Genomic DNA, 21120 nt, shown 5'->3' on the forward strand with positions numbered 1-21120 from the left:
AGAGAAACTGTGAAGGGGGAATTAGGGGGGCGACTAGAAACGCTAACTGAATTATAAAGCGTCGATTCGATGCGGCATTAAACACAAGGTTTAATGCCGCACCGAACAAAAAAGATTATTCCCACTTAAAATCATGGACACGTTCGTCAGCGATATAAAACAGCAAATCGTTGGGTTTCACGTCTTCATCCAAACTTGGATTCAGGCGAACATGGTTATCTCTGCGAATACCAATGAGGGTCGCATCATAGTTCTGCTTCATGCGAAGGAATATGTCGCTCACCGTAGTGTGTTTGGCATTGGCTGGGTAGGTAACGGCGTACTGTGTCATACCTTTGCGCGTATTTAACAGTTCGTGGTGTAGTTCTGATGAGCCCGGATCAACCGCGGACTTTGCCAGCATTTCGACAGATACGGAGGGAACACACTCGGCGTTTGGACAGTGCGTTTTTAGCAGATCGCTGAGTACATCTTCTTGGAAATAAGCCAGAATATGCACATCAGGGTTCTTGCTGGCACAAAACAGCGCAGCAGCGAATGTAATGTCATCCTCAGGGTTATCAATAATAATGCATTCAGCGTCTTGAACGCCCGCGCGAGACATGGCCGTTTCGTCGGTGAAACTGGTCGTGCGTACAAAATCGATTTCTTTGGGTAATGGGTTTTCGATTTCTGCACGGACGCACAACACGATAGGGCGTTTATCCTTTTCTTCGTGAAGCAACATGTCTATCAGGTGGAGAGTTCGACTTTCATTCCAACCTAAAATCAAAATATGTCCAGACACGTCAACGCTCCTTTTTCCAAGTAATCCTTTACGCCAGTATTCAATGGTTAAGCTTGCCAACCGCCCGACGCTCACAGCAAAAATGCTGAGACCACAGGGAATGACAAAAAATGACACGATCCACTTTCCCGCTTCGGTTGTTGGCGAGTAGTCGCCATACCCAACGGTAGATGCAGTAACAATGAGGTAGTAAATAAAATCTACAAAGGGCGTCGTGAGGGCCTGTTCGCCAGCGGCATTGAGCAATATCCAGCTCAAGATGGCGTAGGCAATGACCGCAATAGCGACATGCCTCCCTCGTAAATGCTGAAACTGAGAGGCTACCCAGCGTCGCACCATGTACCATTTTGTCATCAACTAGCGTCCTATCAGGTTGATTGGGTATAAAATGGCGGTAAAACCAATTTGACCATTTTCATTCTGTTACATTTGGGTTTGACTATAACAGCCTTAGATAGGCTTTCTTTGCTGGTTATGGATGAGTGTGATTGGGATCTCACTGAGAGATTAAAGCCTGAGAGTATTCGTGTTTTTCCGTGTGGTGAGAATGTCTGAACGCTAGACACGCGAAGTAAGAGGGATGAAATGATGAGTGACAACAAATTTCTTGATGAATATTCCGACGAACGATTTTGGGACAAAGCGAAGGGTTTTGCTCAGAAAGCGGGTTATGAAGTCCTCGAAAAGGCACTGACCTTATACTACTCCGCCACGGACGCCGACACACCAAAATGGGCGAAAACCACCATCTTTGCTTCTTTGGGCTATTTCATTGCCCCAATTGACGCCATTCCAGATCTCACACCCGCTGTCGGCTTTTCCGAGACTTAGGCGTATTATTTGCGGCAGCCGCTGCCGTGGTAATGTATGTGAAACCAGAGCACACAGAAAAAGCGACGGAAAAACTGAACAGATGGTTCAAGAAGGATGAGAATCCATCTTAGTGTTATCACTCACCAGAGGTGACGTGATATTAGTCTGCAAACGAGTAAACAGAGAGAGCGGTGTGTCCTGATGAAAAACAACGAGCTAGTCGGCATTCTTGAATTTTTGAGAAGCACAGAGCAGCTGAAGAACACATTGCGTTCCGCTCACACCTCTAACGGTCGGCAGGAAAGCACGGCGGAGCATACGTGGCGTTTAAGTTTAATGGTGATGTTGTTTGCTGAGCAGTTCCCGAATATTGATGCGCTCAAGCTTATCAAAATGTGCATCATTCATGACTTGGGGGAAGTGATTGGCGGTGACATTGCTGCTGTCGATCAGGTTGTGGGAAGTGACAAGACGACTCAAGAGCGAGAGGATTTAATCACCTTGATAAACCCTCTGCCCACATCGCTTCAAGATGAAATATTGCGCCTTTGGGATGAATACAATACTGCCTCAACGCAAGAAGCCAAGCTTGCTAAGGCTTTCGACAAAATCGAAACATTGCTTCAGCACACCCAAGGGCAAAATCCACAAGATTTTAACTATGGCTTCAACCTGTCTTACGGAAGAAAATACACGGACAGCAACACCTTAACCGCCGAAATTCGCGCAATGATCGATGTCGAGACTGAAGCGTTAGCGAAGAATAACGATACGTATTAACGGTCGCCCAGCACTTCAAAGTCGTCTGAAACCAGTCGCGCTTTTCCATCACTATCAACCACCCAATGTTCGCGGTGAATTACGCCAAACGCCTTATTCATGGTCCATTTTGCAGAAAGAATGTAGCCGTCTGAACCAATCGACTCCCAAGAAACATCGGTGTATGACACGTCTTCGAATCCCTGATCGATAATGCCTTGCCAGAATTCTTCGATTGCTGCTCGTCGTTCAAAGGTGCCGAATGGGCGAGCGTGCATAATGCAACCTTCCGTGTATTGTTCTGCACACCCTTTGGCATCTTGAGCATTAAACGCTTTCTTCCAGTTATCAATGCCTTCCATGCAAGCCGCTAATACATTTTTATTCGTCATTTTTCTTTCCAACGTTATCTTGATAGGTTTGAGGCAAGATTACCGTGGCTAATTAGGCCAAAAAATAGCGTTAATAGAATTTACTGTTCGCAAAAATAGAACAATTGAAAGGTGGTAGCGTGGAGTAGACGAGTAGGCGTTTGCTCGTTTTGTGTCCATACAGAAAGACGTGGCTTAGCGTTACTAAGCGAGAAGTTACTCATTTTGCAATTCGATATCGGTCATGCCTTTGAAGAAAAGTAGGTAAATCGCAATCATAAAATAAGGGTTAATTTGTTAGAATACATTGAGTTATGGGTTTATTGATTTGTTTTTGTGCGATTTATAAATGTTGTCTGATGAAAATAGTTTGAGAAATACCTATCTATTAAATTCACAAGGTGTATAGTGGATAAGGCTCTTGTATTCGAGCTATTGATGACATTTTAGTTCAAGTATCTTCTCAGTTCTCTTTCGAATATCTTCGTCATATTACTTTAGTGGTAACTTCTTCCTAATATCAGATTTAATAGTATCGACTGCGGTTTTTGCTGCTGTGGAAGTGCCTATAACCATCTGAATAAAAATGATTTATTGATTGGTTAATCTTCGTTTGAGTTTGCTACGAACGTTAAGGCGTGACTGTAATGTTTTCAATAAATATATCTATACGCGACCAGGTTTTTATTTTTAATTATTTGGTGCTGCTTTTTATTCGATTGGTCGAATTTGATATTTCCAATATTAAAAACTCCACCCTGAAACTAAAAATCTCAGGCGTTTCAATTGAGGAACATATAATGAGAAAGAAAAAAGTTAAATTAACAAAAAAGGCGTGGAAAAGCGGTTATGAGGCAAGGTTCGAGCAAATGGTCGGCGAGTACCAGAGTGCTAAGGCATTGCTTGATTCAATGACGAAGGGGACACCAGAGTACGCCGCTCAAGAAAAGCTTTGCGATTCCTTGTTTGCTAACGCGGAGCGTTTCTTTAAGCAACACCAGTAATCATTGAGGTTCGAGCACAGCTAATCGTCTGTAAAGCTGAGCTTTCATACGGTGCTTTTAGATTAATAAGGTCCGCATTATGCGGGCTTTATGCCTATACCCAAACAACCTGAATCCTGCATCTTCAGGTTGTTGGGTATAGGATTGTACCATTTACTTCAACTACGCCATGGGGTTGGACTCAAGACGGGCGTTGAAGCCTATTACCCTTGATATCTCTCTAAAAAGCGCAATTTCTGTCAGGCGATGGTCACATTCACTTGCTATGTTGATCGTCAGTGATTCAGGGAGAGGACGCGAAAATGGCAATGTCGAGTTATCTGGAAGGGTTGGTTTGGATTATCTTGTTATACCCGCTATCGCTTTGCTTAATCACTATTTTTGTTCCAGATTCGGTGATGAAAATGACCACACGCGTGTTCAATGTTTCGTGTGCGTTTTTGTTCGCTTTTTGTCTGATTATGCACATGCAAATCGAAGTGGTCTACGGAAAAGAGCTGCTCGATGCTTGGTACCAAAATAATCCCCAGTGACCCATTGTGAAACGCCTTGCATTCTTCCATGCCGTTAAATGAATTGGGCTAAATCCATTCTTGGTCTTCACTGGCCACCGTTCGGTCTGTCTTTAGCGCGCCAGTATGAGCTGTGCTGGCAGGCTCAACCATCATAAAGTGCGTATCTGACTTTGCTTTTGGGCAGTGTTCAACACCTTTGGGCACAACGTACATTTCACCTGGATTCAGGACGATGTCGCCACTTCTCAACTGAAGCGTCAGTTGCCCTTTGAAGACGATGAATAGCTCATCTTCATTGTCGTGTTTATGCCAAACCAACTCGCCTTCGCCTTTCGCGATTTTAACAAGCTGCCCATTGGATTGAGCTACCACTTTCGGCGTCCAAACTTCATTAAACAAGCTAAATTTCTCTTCGATATTGATCTTGCTGTCTTGGTTTGCCATGGATGTTTTATCCCTCAATTCCGCTCGGTATTCTGAGTTTTCAGGTTAGCCTTTAGCGCGCATGAAGCGCGTCTCAATCATTATCACTCGATAAGCGATGTTAAGTTTGAAATCTGTCGGTAGTCGTCGTGAGGTGAAGTGTTCACGCCTAGGGTGTTTAGCCAAACCGCAGAGATGCCAGCTTGCAGAGCTGGGTCGATATCCTTATCTATGGTGTCGCCAACCATTACCATTTCACTTGCTGGGACATTCAGCTTTTCGATGATTTTTTGGAAAAACGCGGGCGAGCCTTTACCGATACCAAGGTTCGCTTTGCAAAAGTAGCCGTGAATATAGAAAGAGAGTCCGACGCGTTCGAAAGCGCGTTTGATGTCTGCTTCCGTTGAATCAGCCGCATTGGTCGCAACGTAGATTTGATGGGTCTTTGAAAGGTGAGCGAGGGTGTCTTTAGCTCCGTCTACCGCTCGCACTTTTTCCCAATCACACATCTTTCCTGACTGGTCGGGAAAGTCGACCATGAGGGTGTCGCCCCAATCAAATAGATAGACCTTACCCATTGCCACTCCTTCACATGCTTTATCGTCCTGACGAGGTTACGTTAATTCGTTGAGAGGCGGCTTGCAATCATGGATGATGAATAAAAAAGCAGCCTCTTGAAAGGCTGCTTTGGGTGGCGTGCAAAAACGCGTTGTACGTAAATTGCAGTCGATACTTACAGTTTGAACTGAGAAGTCATGCCATGCAGTTGGTTGGCAAGTGAGGAGAGTTCTTCACAGGCGCGAGTGGTCTGCTGTGCACCTTCGGTCACTTCGCTTGACGCTTGAGTGATGCGAAGTACGTTCCCGCCCAACTCTTCAGATACCGCAGTTTGCTGCTCCGTTGCGCTCGCAATTTGGCTGCTCATGTCGAAAATATTGCTGACGGACAGGTTCATTTCCTGAATCACATCGCCGCTGCGGTTAACCGCATCAACGCCTTGTGACATCTTGGACACGCTTTCTGTCATCGTGGTTTCCGCTGCAATCGCTTGCTCTTGCAGGCGTTTGATAATCGCACCAATTTCCTCTGTTGACGATTGGGTGCGTGTGGCCAGAGAGCGAACTTCGTCAGCTACCACAGCAAAGCCACGGCCTTGTTCGCCAGCGCGTGCCGCTTCAATGGCCGCATTCAGGGCCAGTAGGTTGGTTTGATCTGCAATCGCGTTGATCACATCCACGATTGACCCAATGCGCTGACTTTCTTCAACAAGCTGGCGAATGTTGTCGGTGGTCACATTCATTTCTTGTTCTACAGAGCGGATAGCGCGAACGGTTTGCTCGATGGCTTGACCGCCAACATGCGCACTTTTCGCAGCATTGCTGGTGGCATTGGCCGACGATTCCGCGTTGTGTGCAATGTCAGCTGACGTGGTTCGCATCTCTTCCATCGCGGCAGATAGAGAGTCGAGCTGTTCTTGCTGAGATTGCATGTTGGCAGATGATTGAATGGAAATTGCACTGACCTCTTCAGAGGCGGAGCTGAGCTGTGCGCTTGATTCAACAATCTGACCCAACACTTCACGAATGTTCAGGCGCATCTTATCGAGAGAACGCGCCAGTTCGCCAAACTCATTTTTGCCATCATCAATGTGGCATTGGCTCAAGTCTTGGTTGCCAATTGCCTCAGCGGCATTAAGTGGCAATTGAAGCTGTGCTTGCATGCTACGCACTAACACCAGCGAGAACACAACTGCACCGGCAAGTGCCGCAAACAACAATGCGATGGTAATTTGGTTGCTCAGCTCACGTTGGCTTAGGCCTTCGTCTGCAAAGATAAAGCCTTGCTCGCCAAGAAGGTTTTGAAGGTCGATAAGCGCATCGTTTACCTTGGCACCCATTTCCAGTGCCTCGCGGTGAGATTGGTGGTAAGCGTTCAGATCTTTGTCGAGCATCTGCATCGCTTCTTGGTAACGTTTCGCTACACGGTAGGTGTTTGCAGTAACATCGTCAGCCAGATTCTGTTCGAGGATCTCAACGGCAGCGTTGATGTTCTTCATTGCGGTGTTTAGGTAGGTAACACGCATGCCAGACACAAACCCATTGTAATAAACGGCGGCGGTTCTTAAATGGTTGAATGCGGTCAGTGCCTTGCGCTGCCATTCTCCGGTGTAAGCACCTTCAGAGATGTGAAGCGCGTATTGGTCAAAGATTTTCCCTGAACCTGACACACCGTGTTTCACGGCTTTGTCGATAGTATGGAAATAGGCAAAGGTTGCGCGAGATTCCGCCACGTACTGAGGGACCAGTCGTTTGAGTTCGCGGCCAGGCGCATTGTCTGGGTGATAGTTATCAAACTCATCAAGCAGCGAGGTCAGCGTTTGTTCGGTTGCCGCGATGCGTTTCATGTCGCGTGGGTTTCCCCACGTGAGTGCCACAGCAAGACGTGCGCGCCACATTTCGATACCGATGTCATTCGCCGCTTGCAGGTTTTCAACACGCACTTTGCGTTCTTGTTGGTAAACCTGCTCTTGATGGGTTCTGTCGCTGTAAAGCCACCACGCCAAACTTGAAATTAACACGCCCATTATCGCGATGGGCAATAGCACTGACGCTCGGAAACTGAGGTCTTTTAATCGGAAAGAAAGCACAGTTAAAACCTTTTATTATTAGAAGTGATGAAGTTTCGTTGTCATTTGTTTGATTAAGTCACTGATAAACAACGACTGCGTCGCAAAAATGCGCGTCATTAATAATCGAAAAGGTTCTACTGAGATACTAAATCTTGTTAGTTTTTCGCTGAATTTTGAGTAATATCCGCTTGTAGAAAAAGCGTTAACACTAGGTCGGTAGAAAGGTGTGTTTCTTTGATTGTAAGGTGTTAAAAGTACTGCAATTTATTGTTGTATCTGCCATTTAGGCTATTCGTTTTTTATATGCCTAAAAGGCAGCCAAAAACTGCGTTCTTGAAACGAAAAAGTACCACACGAATACGAAATATGTAGGGTTATGAGCCAGATTGATATTCAGCAAAAGATCGAGAGTTTTACCTGCATAGAGGAAGCCTTGCATTACTTTGATATTGGATTTGATAGCCAATTTATCGAAGAGTATCGCACGCAGTTGGTGAAGCGGTTTAATGGATACTTACTGCTCTCAAGACCCGATGACTGGTTTTCGGCAAGACGCGCCTTAAAGAATGCGTATTGCTATGTGCAGCGCAGTCGGTTGGACAAATATACGCGCTCGGCCTGTCGAGGATGCACGTCCTGCCAACGCAGATAAAACAAACCCCGCTGTAGCGGGGTTTGTTTTTCATTAGGCTTTGATTAAACGGCCTGATATTCAGGGTAATCCAGCAAACCTTTCTCTTTGCCACCAAACAGAGTGGCAGGATCGTGCGCAGCAAACGGATAGTCATGTTTGATGCGATTTGGCAAATCTGGGTTCGAGATAAACGGACGACCAAAGCCAATCATGTCAGCGATGCCATCTTCAATGGCTTGGCTGCCCTTTTCTGGGTTGTATTTGCCAGCATAAATAATGGTGCCTTTGTACGCTTCGCGCACCGCAGGTTTAAATGCTGCCGGTGTTTCCGGTGCATCATCCCAATCGACCTCAGCAATGTGCATGTAAACCACATTCAGTTTGTCTAGCAGGGCTGCTGCTGCCGTGTACGTTTCAACGGGTGTTTTATCTACTGTGCCATTCAGTGAGGTGAATGGCGCAAGGCGAACACCCACACGGTTGTGACCGATAGCCGCTGTCATTGCTTCTACCACTTCGCCCAGAAAACGCAGACGATTTTCGATGGAGCCACCGTATTCGTCGGTACGGTTGTTTGCTTCTGAGTCGATGAACTGATTGACCAGATAACCGTTCGCCGCGTGTAGTTCAATGCCGTCAAAGCCAGCTTCGATCGCATTCAATGCTGCTTGGCGATATTGACCAATGACTTCTTCAATGTCGTCTTTGGTCATCGCGCGAGGTTCAACCACGTCGACGAAACCTGGCTCATCAGTACCATTGTCGATGAAGACTTTTACGTTTTCTGCTTTCAACGCTGACGAGGAAATAGGCTGCTGACCGCCAATGTTGTCCGGGTGCGTGACACGACCAACGTGCCATAGCTGCGCGAAAATAACGCCGCCTTTTTCATGAACCGCATCGGTCACTTTTTTCCAGCCAGCGATCTGTTCTTGGGTGTAGATGCCTGGTGTCCAAGCATAGCCCTGACCCATTTCTGAAATCTGAGTGCCTTCAGCAACAATTAGACCTGCACTTGCACGTTGTGCGTAGTAGGTGGCCATCATGTCGTTCGCGACGTTGCCAGGCTGAGAAGCACGAGAGCGCGTCATTGGTGGCATAACAATGCGGTTTTTAAGTTCTATATCGCCCAATTTAAGGGTTTGAAACAGTGCGTTTGTCATTGCTGCGCCCTCAGTTTTTAGTTTGAATAAGTTCGATAGAGTAGCCATCAGGATCTTTGATAAAGGCGATGTGCGTTTCGCCGCCTTTCATAGGGCCTGGTTCGCGGGTTACGTTGCCGCCCAAGGCTTTAATGCGTTCGCACGCGGTATAAATATCATCAGAACCCAGCGCCAGATGACCAAATCCGTTCCCCAAGTCATATTCGTTGGTGTCCCAGTTGTAGGTCAGCTCAATCGCCGTGTTGTCAGGCTGGTTTGCATCGCCCACAAAGACCAATGTGTAGCGGTATTCTGGGTTCTCGAAGCGATCCAACACGCTCATGCCCAATACCTTGGTGTAAAACTCAATCGACTTATCTAGGTCCGCTACACGGATCATGGTGTGGAGAAATTTCATCATTCACCTTTCAAATCACTTCTCGGTTGAGAAGGGGGAAACAGGGTTTATTTATGGTGAACAATACGACTAAAAATTAGTGGCGAAAAATTATCATATTTTATTAAATCAATAATTTCACGTTATGGATTTGAGGGGTGATCGAATGCTTGTTGCACGATGAGAGGGATAAGCCTAAATTTTTGCTACCTGCTCAGAAAACAAATCCGTAGAATGCCGGACTGCGTTTTTCCCCAGACACACAGGCTGGACTTCACATGACAAAATCCAACAACAAAACCACTCAGCAAAAGAAAGGGCTGCATCCGCGTAACCCGCATCGCGAGCGTTATGACTTTCCTGCATTAATCAAAAGCACGCCTGAGCTGAAAGCGTTTGTGAAACCGAATCCGTTTGGGGATTTGTCCGTGGAGTTTTCCAACCCAGCCGCGGTGAAGGTACTGAACAAGGCACTGCTGAGCCATTTTTACCAAGTGAACATCTGGGATATTCCTGAGGGCTACCTTTGCCCACCTATTCCAGGCCGAGCGGACTATTTGCATTACATCGCCGATCTTCTGGCTGAAACGGGGGATGGGAAAATCCCTCAGGGTAAACAAATCAAAGGCCTTGATATTGGTATGGGGGCAAACTGTGTCTACCCAATGGTGGGACATCGCGTTTACGGCTGGCAGTTTGTTGGCGCAGACATTGACCCTGTGTCCGTAAAAAGTGCCAAGTTCATGGTAGATGCGAACCCGTCACTTAAAGGTGGCATTCAATGCCGTTTGCAAAAAAACGCTGACCACATTTACACCGGTATGATTAACGCCAACGAACGTTTTGACTTCACCATGTGTAACCCGCCGTTCCACGCGTCGTTGGCAGAAGCAACAAAAGGCTCTGAGCGAAAAGTCCGAAACCTTGCGGCGAATGCCCGTAAAAAAGGCACAGAAAAGTTTACGAAAGCCAGCGATGTAAACGGAAAGCACGCAAAAGGTAAACCGACACTTAACTTCGGTGGTCAGAAAGCAGAGCTTTGGTGTCCGGGCGGCGAGGCTGCCTTTATCAAGCGTATGATTTTGCAAAGTGCTGACTTTAAAGCGCAATGCCTATGGTTTACTACCATGGTGTCAAAGAAAGAAAATCTCAGCGCAATCTATCAACAACTCAAGCAAGTAAACGCGGAAGATGTAAAAACCATCGAGATGGCACAGGGGCAAAAAGTAACGCGTGTCGTTGCTTGGACCTTCCTAAATCGCGAAGCGCGTGCAGAGTGGACATCCGGCTGGAAATCTAAATAAATATCTAATGAGTTGTCTTTCATCTCCTAGTCGTTAACATTAGCTGCGCACCTTTAGCAACCTTTAACTCTCCCTGTTTAGATTCGGCGTCTCAGGACTGTAGACGCCATTCGTAAAGGTGTGCAACGAATGAATAACTATAAAAAGTGCGGATTGATTTGTGCGGCAGCACTGTCAGTTCTCACCCTCATTTCCTCATTCCTATTGAACGGCGTGACCTTAACGGGCCCCGCGTCGGATGTGCTTGGGCGAACCTTGACCTATGCGTCTTGGTCGGCGGGAAACCAGTGGTTCCTTATTACGACGGCACTGTTTTGTACTATCCCGTTACTCTTAAAGTGGTCGCGCAAGAAAACCCTGTCGGTACTGTTTTGCTTTGGCGTTGTGTTAGGAACGAGCTTTGTCACCAAAACCGTTGTTAAGCACCTGACGCAGGAACCAAGGCCTTATACAAACCTTGGCAGAACTCGATAAAGTGCCTTCCAGTGACGCGTTTTATGCTGTTGAGCCTCTCCAACGGGAAGAGATTCTGACAGAGGTAAAAGATGACGTGAGTGCGTGGCGACTCATCCATTGGGAAGGCGAAACGAACTATTCGTTTCCATCGGGCCACACGATTTTTGCCGCTGCTGTTGCCATTTTCTGGGGGGCTATTTTGATGGCCGAAGGCTATGGGCTGCTGGCCAGCCTTGTAGTGGGTTGGGCTAGCGTTGTTGCTGCAAGCCGCTTGTGGCTTGGCATGCACTGGGCAGTGGATGTCTTTGCATCGATAGCTTCGCCGCTGTGATATGCGCGCTGATCTATGCTGTGTCGATGCGTTTGAATCGCATCCTGATGCGACGTGAGGAAGAGATAACCCCCTGTTAAAAGACACAAAAAAGAGTTGTCATTTCTACGCGTTCGCAGTACATATTGATGCATCGCTTAAAAAGGATTTTGGTTTGAGACAGTTCATACAACGACTGCCATTTTTGATAACGCTGTTGATGGCATTGCTGCTAGGCAATACCGCGGCCGTTGTCAGCCAAGATCTGCTACAAGCTCCACTTACTTTGGCGGCGAGTCAGGACTCACAACCTGACGCGTCGCTGGATACTTTCCTTCCTCGTTATACCAATTCTCGGGCACATCAGCCCGAACCTAAAGCACCGGAAAAAGACGTCGCATCTTGGCCAATCCTCTTGATGACGATTGCTATGTTGCTGGCTTTGTTCCGTGCTGCTAGCACGCTGCCAAGAAGCTATCTGACATCTGATAACCATCGTCTCGCTGGTTGGCAGGACTCCAATCTCCAATTCAGGTTCATCCACTCTCGCTGAAACGCTCCATCGCTTAATCACATCATTCTCTTTGTTTGTCGATAAGATGGAGTTTCCATGTTCGAAAATATCCAGGAAGTGCTGGTGGCCCTTTGGCATCAGGACTTCAACGCGCTGCTCGCGCCGGGCAGTGCCGTATTTATCTATCTGATCATCACGGCCTTTATTGGTCTTGAAAGTGGCTTTTTGCCAGCCGCCCCCTTGCCGTGTGACAGCATTGTTGTCTTGTCTGGCACCTTGGCTGCGGTTGGTGTCTTGCATCCTGTTGTGGCTGTTTTACTGCTGGTTTTTGCGGCCTCAATAGGCAGTTGGTTGGCATTTTGTCAGGGCCGTTGGTTGAACCGTTTACCGCGTGTCAGTCGCTGGCTATCTCAGGTGCCACCTAGCACCTTGAAAAACGTTGATACCTTGCTGAACCGTCACGGTTTGATCGCACTTTTCTGCGCACGTTTTGTGCCGGGAGCGCGTTCGATTACGCCGATGATGATGGGCGCGAGATTGCATGATGCATCCCGCTTTCATTGGTTCTCTTGGCCCAGTGCCACGCTTTGGGTCTGCTTGCTGTCTGGCATTGGTTTCTTGCTGCCAGCCTTACCGGAACCACTCAGTCGAGTCGCGACCACAGGCCTGATTTTGGCCCCGGTGGTCAGCATCACCATTCCAATTCTCGCCTTGCTTGTTATGCGATTCAAAAAGGCACCTCGAACTTCAACGTTAGCATCAGGAGACCTGTGATATGAGACGTTCACAGACAAAGGCGGACGCCGCAATGAATCGAATGGGGAAGTGGAAATACGCACTCCTCATCTTGATGTTATTGACGCTTCTCATTCAGGCGATACCAACGTTCTACGGCGATGTGCCTGCGCTGGGTGTTCACGCTAAACGTGGTGATGAAACATCGCTCTCGGTAGTGAAAAACGTACTTTCAGACAATGAAATCCCATTTAGGGAAGCAATGACTGAGGGTGATGAAGTCATCGTGACGTTTGATGATATTGATGAGCAGCAAAGCGCTAAACACGCGTTGAACGAAAATTTAGCGGCATATGCGGATATCACTATTCAGTATCAGTCGGCCGCGCCTGCATGGTTTAGCGCGTTTGGAGCGGAGCCTGTGAAGCTTGGGCTGGATTTACGAGGCGGCGTTCAACTCTTGCTGTTTGTCGATTTGGATGCGGTTTACAGCAAGCAAACGGACGCAATGGCCAATGACTTGCGAACAGCTTTACGAGAAGAGCGTGTGCGCGGTGTGACGGTGAGAAAGCTTTCTTCGACAACGTTGAAAGTGACGGGTGTTGAACGTTCAAACGACACGTTTTGGAACGACTTTCTTGCAAGCTACACAGGGCAGTGGGAAGCCACAAATGAAGATGATGCCTATTTTATTACCCTGACCGAAGAGGAGCTATTGCTTCAGGCGCAATCGGCGATGACGCAGAACATTTCGATTCTTAGAAACCGAATCGGTGAGCTGGGGATTGTTGAAGCAAGCGTTGTCCGCCAAGGGCGTGACCACATCCGTATCGAGTTGCCAGGGGTACATGATCCAAAGCAAGCTAAGTCAGTGATCGGTGCGACGGCTTCACTTGCGTTTTATGAAGCAACGGCGGCAGGCGCAAAAGCGATTCCCGATCGCAATGGCGCATTGGTCCGTTTGTCTCGACAGCCTGTACTGTCCGGCGATCATATTGTTGATGCACGCGCAAGCATGGATGAAATGGGGCTGCCTCAAGTTGAAATCCGACTGGATGGTAGCGGTGGCAGCCAAATGATGAACTTCAGCCGTCATCATATTGGGCAAGCCATGGCGACGGTTTACACCGAATACAAACTGAACGACAGCAGCGAACTGGTTCCCCATGATCAAGTGATTAATGTGGCGACGATTCAAAGCACCTTAGGTAATACCTTCCGTATCACAGGCCTTGATAGCGCGACGGAAGCGCAAGAACTCTCGCTACTTCTGCGCTCTGGTGCGCTCACGGCTCCTATTCAAATAGTGGAAGAAAGGGCGATTGGGCCAACGCTAGGGGCACAGAACATTAAAGCCGGATTCAGTGCGCTGGCATTGGGCATGGCAGGCATGGCTGTGTTCATGATGCTTTGGTACCGCCGCTTTGGCTGGGTGGCGATTGTTGGATTGGGTGCGAACTTAATCATGCAAGTTGGCCTCTTGGTACTTCTTCCTGGAGCGGTTTTAACTCTACCCGGTATTGCGGGGTTAGTACTTACTGTGGGTATGGCCGTTGATACCAATGTGCTGATCTTCGAACGTATCCGTGACCGATTAAGGGAAGGTGCGTCTCTGGCGACCTCTATCGACTTTGGTTACCGCTCAGCGTTCGTCACCATCTTTGATGCCAATATCACCACATTAATTTCCGCGCTTTGTTTATACGGCATTGGTTCTGGGCCGCTTCAAGGCTTTGCGACCACGCTCATTTTGGGACTGATCACCAGCATGGTGTGTGGCATTTGGGGAACCCGCGCCATCATCAACCCAATTTGGGGCAGAGATAACCGTCGAGCAGTCAGGATTTAGGAGTACGGAAGATGAAAATTCATTCACTGACACAAATCAGATATTTGGGACTGGCGGGCTCGTTACTGCTGGTTGCGGCGAGTTTCTTTGCCATTTTCCACTACGGCATTGCGATGAGCATAGATTTCACCGGCGGCGTCGTGGTTGATGTTGCTTTCCAAACACTGGCACCCGCTGCAGAGATTCAAGCGGGCTTAACCGGGGCTCTCGCTGAATGGGTAACGGTGGAAGCCGGGTCATCCCCCGGCGTTTGGCAGCTAGTTTTGCCTTCCAATGCGCCGCTTGTCGACCCACAAGCTATCGTTTCTCTGTTTAGCGAGCAAACGAACCTACAAGCTGAACTCATTCAAGCCACTGTGGTGGGGCCGCAAGTCGGTGAAGAGCTTTATAACCAAGGTGGATTAGCGCTGATGGCGGCGTCACTCTCCATCATGATTTATCTCGCCATGCGATTCGAATGGCGTCTTGCGTTGGCTGCGATTGCCTCATTGGTTCACGACACCATCATTACTCTGGGTTTGTTGGCTGTGCTTGGTGTTCAGATGGACTTGAATGTGGTCGCGGGTCTTCTGGCGGTTATTGGTTATTCACTCAATGACTCAATCGTTATTGCGGACCGTTTACGTGACGTACTCAAAGCCCGCCCGGATGCGGATATATACTCCAGCACAAACTTGGCAGTAAAAGCGACGTTCTCGCGCACCTTGATCACTGCGGGTACAACGCTGTTTACGATTGGCTGTCTTTTGGTGTTGGGTGGCGAGGCCCTTTATGGCTTCTCCATCACCTTGTTCGCAGGTGTCGTGACCGGTACATGGTCATCCGTCACTATCGCTTCGACAGTACAAGAAATGCTGGGTTTGAACCCAATGCACTACCAACCAAAGCAGGATTTGATTGATGAAATGCCATAGTTTTCACCTCCTTTTCGTGCCTTTAAGGATCGTCGCATGGGAGGGATAAGTATCAGCGAGTTGATGATCATCGCTTTCATCGTCGTGTTGTTATTTGGGTCTAAAAAATTGGCGCAATTAGGCGGCGATCTGGGGACCGCCATCAAGGATTTCAAACGCGCAATCCGTGATGATGGTGTGAAAGAAGAGGACGATACGTTGACCCAAAAGGCTAGCTACCTCAAAGAGTAAGACTCTCTTGATCTAAAGAGAAAGTGTTCGTGATGTGTACCCAAGCTCTATGTCGGGCTTGGGTATCTTTAGAAGGATGTAAGTCATGAGCTTTATTGGAATCATCGTTGCGCTCGCGTTTATCTTGATCGCCAATTTCATGGAAGGCGGTCACATCAGTGGTCTGGTTAATACGCCCGCATTTTTGATTGTGGTGGGCGGTACGGTAGGCGCGATATTGGTCCAGTTCCCGTTTTCCACCGTGAAGTTAGTTTTTACGTATTTTTCTTGCTGTTTACGCCGCCGTTCAGAGACAGTTTTGGTACTGCAAAACAAATTACAGAGCTCGCGACAATCGCGCGCCGGGATGGCCTGTTGGCACTGGAAATTGAACTGGAGAAAGTTGACGACCCGTTTCTCTTGGAAGCGTTGCAAATGCTCGTTGATGGCATCGAAAGCGACGCCATTTTGGACATCATGGAGAACAGGATTGCGGCAGAAGAACACCGGATTAGCCAAGTGTCAAAACTTTATGAGGCCATGGGCGGCTATAGCCCGACAATGGGGATTTTGGGCGCGGTGCTTGGTTTGATCCACGCGATGGGGTTGTTGGATAAACCCGACCAATTAGGTGCAGGCATAGCAGTTGCATTTGTGGCCACCATCTATGGGGTAGCGTTTGCTAACATCGTGTTCCTTCCTTTTGGTAATCGTTACAAAGCCTTTTCGCAAGAGCTTACCAATTATCGAATGATGATCCTTGAAGGTGTTAGCTGCATCGCCAATGGCAGTAATGCTTTGGAGCTGCAAGGACGACTTGGTGGGTATGTTGAACATCCTTTGCACGTTAAGGTGGGCGCATGAGAAGGAGAAGGCGACAGCATACGGAAGACGCGCATGAGAACCATGAACGCTGGCTGATTTCTTTTGCCGACTACATGACGCTGTTATTTGCGTTGTTTGTTGTGCTTTATGCCTTTGCTCAAAATGAGAAAGGGCAAGCCGAAGTGATGGTAGAGAGCTTGATTGAGTCGCTTCGTGAAGAAGGGATGATTTCAGCCACACAGGGTTCTTTGCTGTTTGAAGGCGGAATTGGCACAACAGGCAGCCTTTCCACCACGGACTCGACAGCCTTATCCATTGGTGATGTCAGCCACGTAGAAACGACAACAGAATCCGCACTGAGTCGCCTTGATGATGCTTTAGCGCAAGCAAACAAAGAGGGGGCGTTGGCGTCTGTGCCGACGTATAAGGTGCATGATGAATGGCAACTTACGCCAAGTTCTAACCATACGTCTTTGCAAGCATTGGAACAGCTGCAATTAGCACTGCAATCTGAAATTGATGCAGGCGAGGTCGTCGCTGAGCAACTGGGACAGCAATTAGTGATTCGCATTCAGGCTCCGCTCGCCTTCCCAAAAGACTCTCAGTTTCTGCAACCGAGGTTTCGGCCTTTGGTCGATAAGATTTCGGCAGCAATCGAAGACATTCCCGGCATGATAACCGTGACCGGACACACCAATATTACGCCGCCAACGTCGGAGCTTTATCGCGACAATTGGGAGCTGTCTGCGTTGCGAGCGGTCTCCGTAGCGAACCGTATCCTTCAAAATAAGGACATAGACCCAGACAGGCTTCAGGTGATAGGGGCGGGCGCGTCGGCGCGTTTGACGGATTCAGACAGTGCAATAAACGACAGAGTAGAAGTGACGATTGAGCAGGGAAAACCGACTTACCGTTCTTTTGCAAAGTCTTGAATAACGCGAGAAACAGGCAAAATCCGAATTGTAGGCAAGGTGAATTGTAAAGAAGTGTTGCGGATATGGATTGGTTGAATTTCAAACGCTCTGCGCAAGCGTTTGCTAACTGGCTGAAATTAACCGCTTTAATTCTCCAAGTCTGGATGAAATGCGTACAGAATCTCCTTAACCCACAGGGCATAAGGAATTTTTGTGGAATTAATCACCATTTTACCCCTGACAAACTTGTTGTTTTTTCTGGCTTTTCGCAGTAAATATTGGCTGATTTATTTATTAGGTCATGAATACTTGGTGGCACGAAAGGAAAAGCGACACTTCCTTTATTCTTGCCTTCTAGCCTCGATGGGCAAACTCGGACCATCCGCGTCGTTTTTTGCCTGTCGCACGCTTGTCTGATTGTGTTCGCCGTTGTGATCTATGTTTATTGGAGCCCCCATGTTTGAAGCCATACAAGAAGTATTGGTTGCCCTGTGGTACCAAGACTTCAATGCTTTGCTTACCCCAGGTAGTGCAACGCTAATCTATGTGATTGTTGCGGTGTTGATTGCGCTAGAAAGCGGTTTTCTCCCAGCAGCACCGTTCCCGTGTGACAGCGTTGTTGTGCTTGTAGGTACTTTGTCGGCTGTTGGGGTGTTGAGTCCGTATATCGCGTTCCCGCTCCTTATTTTTGCTGCAGCGTTCGGTAGCTGGATGGCATTCTTGCAGGGGCGATGGTTAAACCGTCTGCCGTTGGTGCAATCTTGGCTGGCGAAAGTGCCTGAGAAAAACATGAAAACCGTAGACAAATTGCTTTGTCACCATGGTCTTGTTGCGCTGTTCTGTGCTCGCTTCATTCCTGCGGTTCGCTCAGTGCTGCCGATGATGATGGGTATGCGAGTGGGTGAGGCTCCTAAGTTTCAATACTTCTCATGGCTGAGCGCAACCTTGTGGGTATTCTTGCTGGCAGGCCTTGGTTTCATGCTTCCAGCATTGCCAGAGCCAATCAGTCGTGCGGTTACAATGGGCTTGATGGCTGCACCAGTGATCACGCTGTGTATCGCGATTTCGACGGCGATTATCTGGCGAGTGAAAAAAGCGATTCAAACGCTGAAGCAACCGCCAACAAGCGCATAAAGAAACAAAAAAGCAGGGTTACCCCTGCTTTTTTTATGCCTCTTTTTCAGCGTGTTTAGTCGAGTTTCTTCCTAAACCGCAACGCAGCAATCAGCAACCCAACGACGGTAAACACCGCTAGCCAAATGACGTCAGGCATCAAGTCTGTGATTTCTGCATCCCGCAAGATGATCCCTCTTACTAGCCGCATAAAGTGGGTAGCTGGCAAGGCTTCGGCTATCCATTGGGCAGGTTCTGGCATCGCCTCATAGGGAAACATAAAACCTGACAGCAATATCGAAGGCAGCAAGATGAATACGGTCATCTGCATCGCTTGAAGCTGAGACTTCGCCACGGTGGAGATCATCAGCCCAAGTGTCAGGCTGGCGGAGATAAACAACAAGGATGCTACCAGCAAGGTATCTAGCCCACCGCGTATCGGGACATTGAAGACGACATTGCCCACAGTGAGGATAATTGCGGTTTGGAACAACCCTACGAGGACAAAGGGCGTGACTTTGCCAATCATCAACTCTAGCGGCTTAATGGGTGTGTTGATCAAAAACTCCATGTTTCCATGCTCTCGCTCCCTGACAATGGCTGCGGAGGTAAAGAGCACCATTGTCATGGTGAGGATCACGGCCAAAAGCCCCGGCACGATATTAACGGCGGAACGCTGCTCTGGGTTGAAGTAATTCACCACTTCTAATGATGGTGGTGCTTCTTCTGTTGCAAGGTTTGCCAATCCAGAAAGCGGCATGTTGCGCAGCGATAAAATGGACGACGCGACCATGGTATCTGAACCGTCAACCATCCATTGACCCACTGGCCTTGCGGTATCGTTTGGCGCATCTGACTGGAAACGAGGGTGTGTCCAAAGCCGCGTGGTAAAGTCTGCGGGAAGATACAGCACCGCTTTTACATCTCCTCGGGTGATAGCGTTTTCTGCCTCTTGGACAGTGGCAAACTCCGCCACAAAATGGGCACCTGTGTTGCCTTAATCTCGCGGTCAGCTCTCGGCTGTAACTGCTTCTGTCTTGATCGACGAGTCCTGCGGGAATATGGCGAACATCGGTATTGATGGCGTAACCAAACAGCATGAGTTGTACGACGGGGATCATAACGACCATGCCAAATGTCATGCGATCGCGGGAGAGCTGCCGCAACTCCTTGGCGACAACAGCAACGATTCTAGCCAAACTCATGAGCATGCCTCCCTGTACATGTGACGAAAACGTCTTCCAGACTGGGTCTTACTTCATCAATCCGGTATGCGTTGCCGATGTTTGCAGTGAGCCAAGCGATGGGGTTTGCGACCTGTTTGCTCACGAGCACCCGCAAGCGAACGCCAAGCTGAGACGCCGACAAGATTTCGGTGTGAATGGTAAGCCGCCTTTTAAGGTCACGTAAATCAGGGCCCTCCACTTCGAACACATTTGCGCCCATGCTCGCCATCAAGGACTCTGGCGAACCATCCGCACGCATTTGCCCGCGTTCTAAAATTGCGAGGCCATGGCAGCGTTCGGCTTCATCCATATAGTGAGTGGACACCAAGATGGTGGTGCCTTCATTACACAAATCGAACAGACGCTCCCAAAAGTCACGGCGGTTTTCGGGGTCAACGGCGGACGTCGGTTCATCGAGAAACAGCAATTCAGGGTGATGAATGGTCGCTGCGGCTAAGGCCAAGCGTTGCTTTTGACCGCCACTCATAGAACCTGCCATTTGATGACGACGCTCTGCCAGTTCATAGGCATCGAGCAATGACGCAACACGGGCTTTGCCGTCTTTGCCAAGACCATAGATGCGCCTCACAAAGTGCAAGTTCTCTTCGACCGTTAAGTTGTCATAAAGCGAAAATTTCTGGGTCATGTATCCAACGCGAAGTCTGAGTGACTCCGCTTGTTTGGGCAATTGCTTTCCCAACACCGTCACCTTACCTTCTGTCGGGGAAAGCAAACCGGTCAGCATACGAATGGATGTGGACTTGCCGCAGCCATTTGGACCAAGGAAACCGTAAATGGTCCCCTTGGGGATAGTGAGGTTGAGGTGGTCGACGGCCGCAACCTGGCCGAATCGTTTGGTCATTCCCTCAGTGTGGATGGCGAAGTCACTCATGGCAGCACCACCTGAGCGGGTAAGCCGACAGGCAGGAATTCAGCACTTGGGAGCGACACTTCCATTTCATACATCAAGCGGGTGCGATCGCTTTCTGTCAGCGCAAAATACGGCGTGAAAGCCGGCTCTGAAGCTATCCAGCGGACGGTGCCTGAATAGAGCGTATCAGAACCATCAACGCGAACGTCGATATCGTTTCCCACTTGAAGCGCGAGACGCTTTGGCTCGGGCACATAGACTCTGGCGTAGGCATTTTCATTACTGAGGATCACCGCAAGTGGCATCCCCGCATTGACGCGTTCACCTCGGTGCCAAGGCAGAGAATCGACAATGCCATCGACGGGTGACGTGATGGTGTAGTCGTCCATCGCGCTTTGGGATTTT

24 protein-coding genes and 3 pseudogenes are annotated in these 21120 nt (G+C 48.5%); 17 read left to right on the plus strand and 10 right to left on the minus strand.

The window, feature by feature from the left end:
* Positions 1-115: 115 nt before the first annotated feature.
* Positions 116-1141, minus strand: coding sequence for a potassium channel protein (locus tag ATN88_RS06240; RefSeq protein ID WP_067413006.1), 1026 nt, complete (start codon positions 1139-1141; stop codon positions 116-118).
* A gap of 234 nt (positions 1142-1375) precedes the next feature.
* Here ATN88_RS06240 and ATN88_RS06245 point away from each other — a divergent pair.
* Positions 1376-1731 (plus strand): annotated as a pseudogene (locus ATN88_RS06245) (YkvA family protein).
* Positions 1732-1801: 70 nt separating this feature from the next.
* A complete protein-coding gene (locus ATN88_RS06250) occupies positions 1802-2380 on the plus strand; it encodes an HD domain-containing protein (protein WP_067413010.1) in 579 nt (192 codons plus the stop codon).
* Here the strand turns inward: ATN88_RS06250 and ATN88_RS06255 are convergent.
* Positions 2377-2751, minus strand: coding sequence for a nuclear transport factor 2 family protein (locus tag ATN88_RS06255; protein WP_067413013.1), 375 nt, complete (start codon positions 2749-2751; stop codon positions 2377-2379). The two genes, ATN88_RS06250 and ATN88_RS06255, sit on opposite strands and share 4 nt — an antisense overlap.
* 779 nt (positions 2752-3530) lie before the next feature.
* Here ATN88_RS06255 and ATN88_RS06260 point away from each other — a divergent pair.
* Positions 3531-3734, plus strand: coding sequence for a hypothetical protein (locus ATN88_RS06260; RefSeq protein ID WP_067413080.1), 204 nt, complete (start codon positions 3531-3533; stop codon positions 3732-3734).
* 302 nt (positions 3735-4036) lie between these two features.
* Positions 4037-4267, plus strand: coding sequence for a hypothetical protein (locus ATN88_RS06265; protein ID WP_067413019.1), 231 nt, complete (start codon positions 4037-4039; stop codon positions 4265-4267).
* Positions 4268-4315: 48 nt separating this feature from the next.
* Here ATN88_RS06265 and ATN88_RS06270 read toward each other — a convergent pair whose 3' ends face one another.
* The 3 genes from ATN88_RS06270 to ATN88_RS06280 all read right to left on the minus strand — a co-directional run bounded on the left by ATN88_RS06270 (position 4316) and on the right by ATN88_RS06280 (position 7319).
* Positions 4316-4693, minus strand: coding sequence for a cupin domain-containing protein (locus ATN88_RS06270; RefSeq protein WP_067413022.1), 378 nt, complete (start codon positions 4691-4693; stop codon positions 4316-4318).
* A gap of 83 nt (positions 4694-4776) precedes the next feature.
* Positions 4777-5250, minus strand: coding sequence for an HAD family hydrolase (locus ATN88_RS06275; protein WP_067413025.1), 474 nt, complete (start codon positions 5248-5250; stop codon positions 4777-4779).
* A gap of 155 nt (positions 5251-5405) precedes the next feature.
* Complete coding sequence (locus ATN88_RS06280; RefSeq protein WP_157490669.1) at positions 5406-7319, minus strand: methyl-accepting chemotaxis protein; 1914 nt, start codon at positions 7317-7319, stop codon at positions 5406-5408.
* Between the two features lie 358 nt (positions 7320-7677).
* Here ATN88_RS06280 and ATN88_RS25475 point away from each other — a divergent pair, with 358 nt between their 5' ends.
* On the plus strand, positions 7678-7953 hold the full coding sequence (locus tag ATN88_RS25475) for a nitrogenase-stabilizing/protective NifW family protein (RefSeq protein WP_083539428.1): 276 nt from the start codon (positions 7678-7680) through the stop codon (positions 7951-7953).
* Positions 7954-7997: 44 nt separating this feature from the next.
* Here the strand turns inward: ATN88_RS25475 and ATN88_RS06285 are convergent, their stop codons facing one another.
* Complete coding sequence (locus ATN88_RS06285; RefSeq protein ID WP_067413035.1) at positions 7998-9098, minus strand: alkene reductase; 1101 nt, start codon at positions 9096-9098, stop codon at positions 7998-8000.
* 10 nt (positions 9099-9108) lie between these two features.
* Positions 9109-9495: a lactoylglutathione lyase gene (gloA, locus tag ATN88_RS06290; protein ID WP_067413038.1), complete on the minus strand. Its 387-nt coding sequence runs from the start codon at positions 9493-9495 to the stop codon at positions 9109-9111.
* A gap of 257 nt (positions 9496-9752) precedes the next feature.
* Between gloA and rlmF the strand changes: the two genes are divergently transcribed.
* The 12 genes and pseudogenes from rlmF to ATN88_RS06345 all read left to right on the plus strand — a co-directional run bounded on the left by rlmF (position 9753) and on the right by ATN88_RS06345 (position 18639).
* A complete protein-coding gene (gene rlmF / locus ATN88_RS06295; protein WP_067413042.1) occupies positions 9753-10778 on the plus strand; it encodes a 23S rRNA (adenine(1618)-N(6))-methyltransferase RlmF in 1026 nt (341 codons plus the stop codon).
* A 129-nt stretch (positions 10779-10907) separates the two neighbouring features.
* On the plus strand, positions 10908-11252 hold the full coding sequence (locus ATN88_RS26850) for a hypothetical protein (RefSeq protein WP_232312860.1): 345 nt from the start codon (positions 10908-10910) through the stop codon (positions 11250-11252).
* A complete protein-coding gene (locus tag ATN88_RS26855; RefSeq protein ID WP_232312862.1) occupies positions 11236-11565 on the plus strand; it encodes a phosphatase PAP2 family protein in 330 nt (109 codons plus the stop codon). Before ATN88_RS26850 ends, ATN88_RS26855 begins: the two co-directional genes overlap by 17 nt.
* A gap of 154 nt (positions 11566-11719) precedes the next feature.
* The gene (locus tag ATN88_RS06305) at positions 11720-12097 is read left to right on the plus strand and encodes a hypothetical protein (RefSeq protein WP_067413045.1); all 378 of its coding nucleotides are present in this window, start codon (positions 11720-11722) and stop codon (positions 12095-12097) included.
* A gap of 57 nt (positions 12098-12154) precedes the next feature.
* A complete protein-coding gene (locus ATN88_RS06310) occupies positions 12155-12832 on the plus strand; it encodes a DedA family protein (RefSeq protein WP_067413049.1) in 678 nt (225 codons plus the stop codon).
* Position 12833: 1 nt separating this feature from the next.
* Positions 12834-14642: a protein translocase subunit SecD gene (gene secD / locus ATN88_RS06315; RefSeq protein WP_067413051.1), complete on the plus strand. Its 1809-nt coding sequence runs from the start codon at positions 12834-12836 to the stop codon at positions 14640-14642.
* 11 nt (positions 14643-14653) lie between these two features.
* Positions 14654-15556 (plus strand): protein translocase subunit SecF, encoded by a 903-nt coding sequence (secF, locus tag ATN88_RS06320; protein ID WP_067413054.1) that lies wholly within the window; start codon positions 14654-14656, stop codon positions 15554-15556.
* Positions 15557-15592: 36 nt separating this feature from the next.
* Positions 15593-15787 (plus strand): twin-arginine translocase TatA/TatE family subunit, encoded by a 195-nt coding sequence (gene tatA, locus ATN88_RS06325; protein ID WP_067413057.1) that lies wholly within the window; start codon positions 15593-15595, stop codon positions 15785-15787.
* Between the two features lie 139 nt (positions 15788-15926).
* Positions 15927-16010 (plus strand): annotated as a pseudogene (locus tag ATN88_RS28820) (hypothetical protein); the annotation flags it as partial.
* A gap of 44 nt (positions 16011-16054) precedes the next feature.
* A complete protein-coding gene (locus tag ATN88_RS06330; RefSeq protein WP_198158337.1) occupies positions 16055-16630 on the plus strand; it encodes a MotA/TolQ/ExbB proton channel family protein in 576 nt (191 codons plus the stop codon).
* Positions 16627-17523, plus strand: a complete 897-nt coding sequence (locus ATN88_RS06335; protein WP_067413060.1) for a flagellar motor protein MotB — start codon at positions 16627-16629, stop codon at positions 17521-17523. The genes ATN88_RS06330 and ATN88_RS06335 overlap by 4 nt, the downstream gene beginning before the upstream one ends.
* Positions 17524-17961: 438 nt before the next feature.
* Positions 17962-18639: a DedA family protein gene (locus tag ATN88_RS06345; RefSeq protein WP_067413066.1), complete on the plus strand. Its 678-nt coding sequence runs from the start codon at positions 17962-17964 to the stop codon at positions 18637-18639.
* Positions 18640-18694: 55 nt separating this feature from the next.
* Here the strand turns inward: ATN88_RS06345 and ATN88_RS06350 are convergent.
* From ATN88_RS06350 to ATN88_RS06360, 3 genes and pseudogenes are all read right to left on the minus strand, one after another.
* A pseudogene (locus ATN88_RS06350) lies at positions 18695-19829 on the minus strand (ABC transporter permease).
* Positions 19810-20736 carry an ABC transporter ATP-binding protein gene (locus tag ATN88_RS06355; RefSeq protein WP_067413069.1) on the minus strand — a complete coding sequence of 309 codons (927 nt, stop codon included), beginning with the start codon at positions 20734-20736 and terminating at the stop codon, positions 19810-19812. The pseudogene ATN88_RS06350 and the gene ATN88_RS06355 overlap by 20 nt, the downstream one beginning before the upstream one ends.
* The coding region (locus tag ATN88_RS06360; RefSeq protein WP_157490670.1) for an HlyD family secretion protein at positions 20733-21120 on the minus strand (388 nt) is incomplete at its 5' end. The genes ATN88_RS06360 and ATN88_RS06355, both read right to left, overlap by 4 nt.

Source organism: Enterovibrio coralii (assembly GCF_001559595.1).
Taxonomy (GTDB): Bacteria; Pseudomonadota; Gammaproteobacteria; order Enterobacterales; family Vibrionaceae; genus Enterovibrio; species Enterovibrio coralii.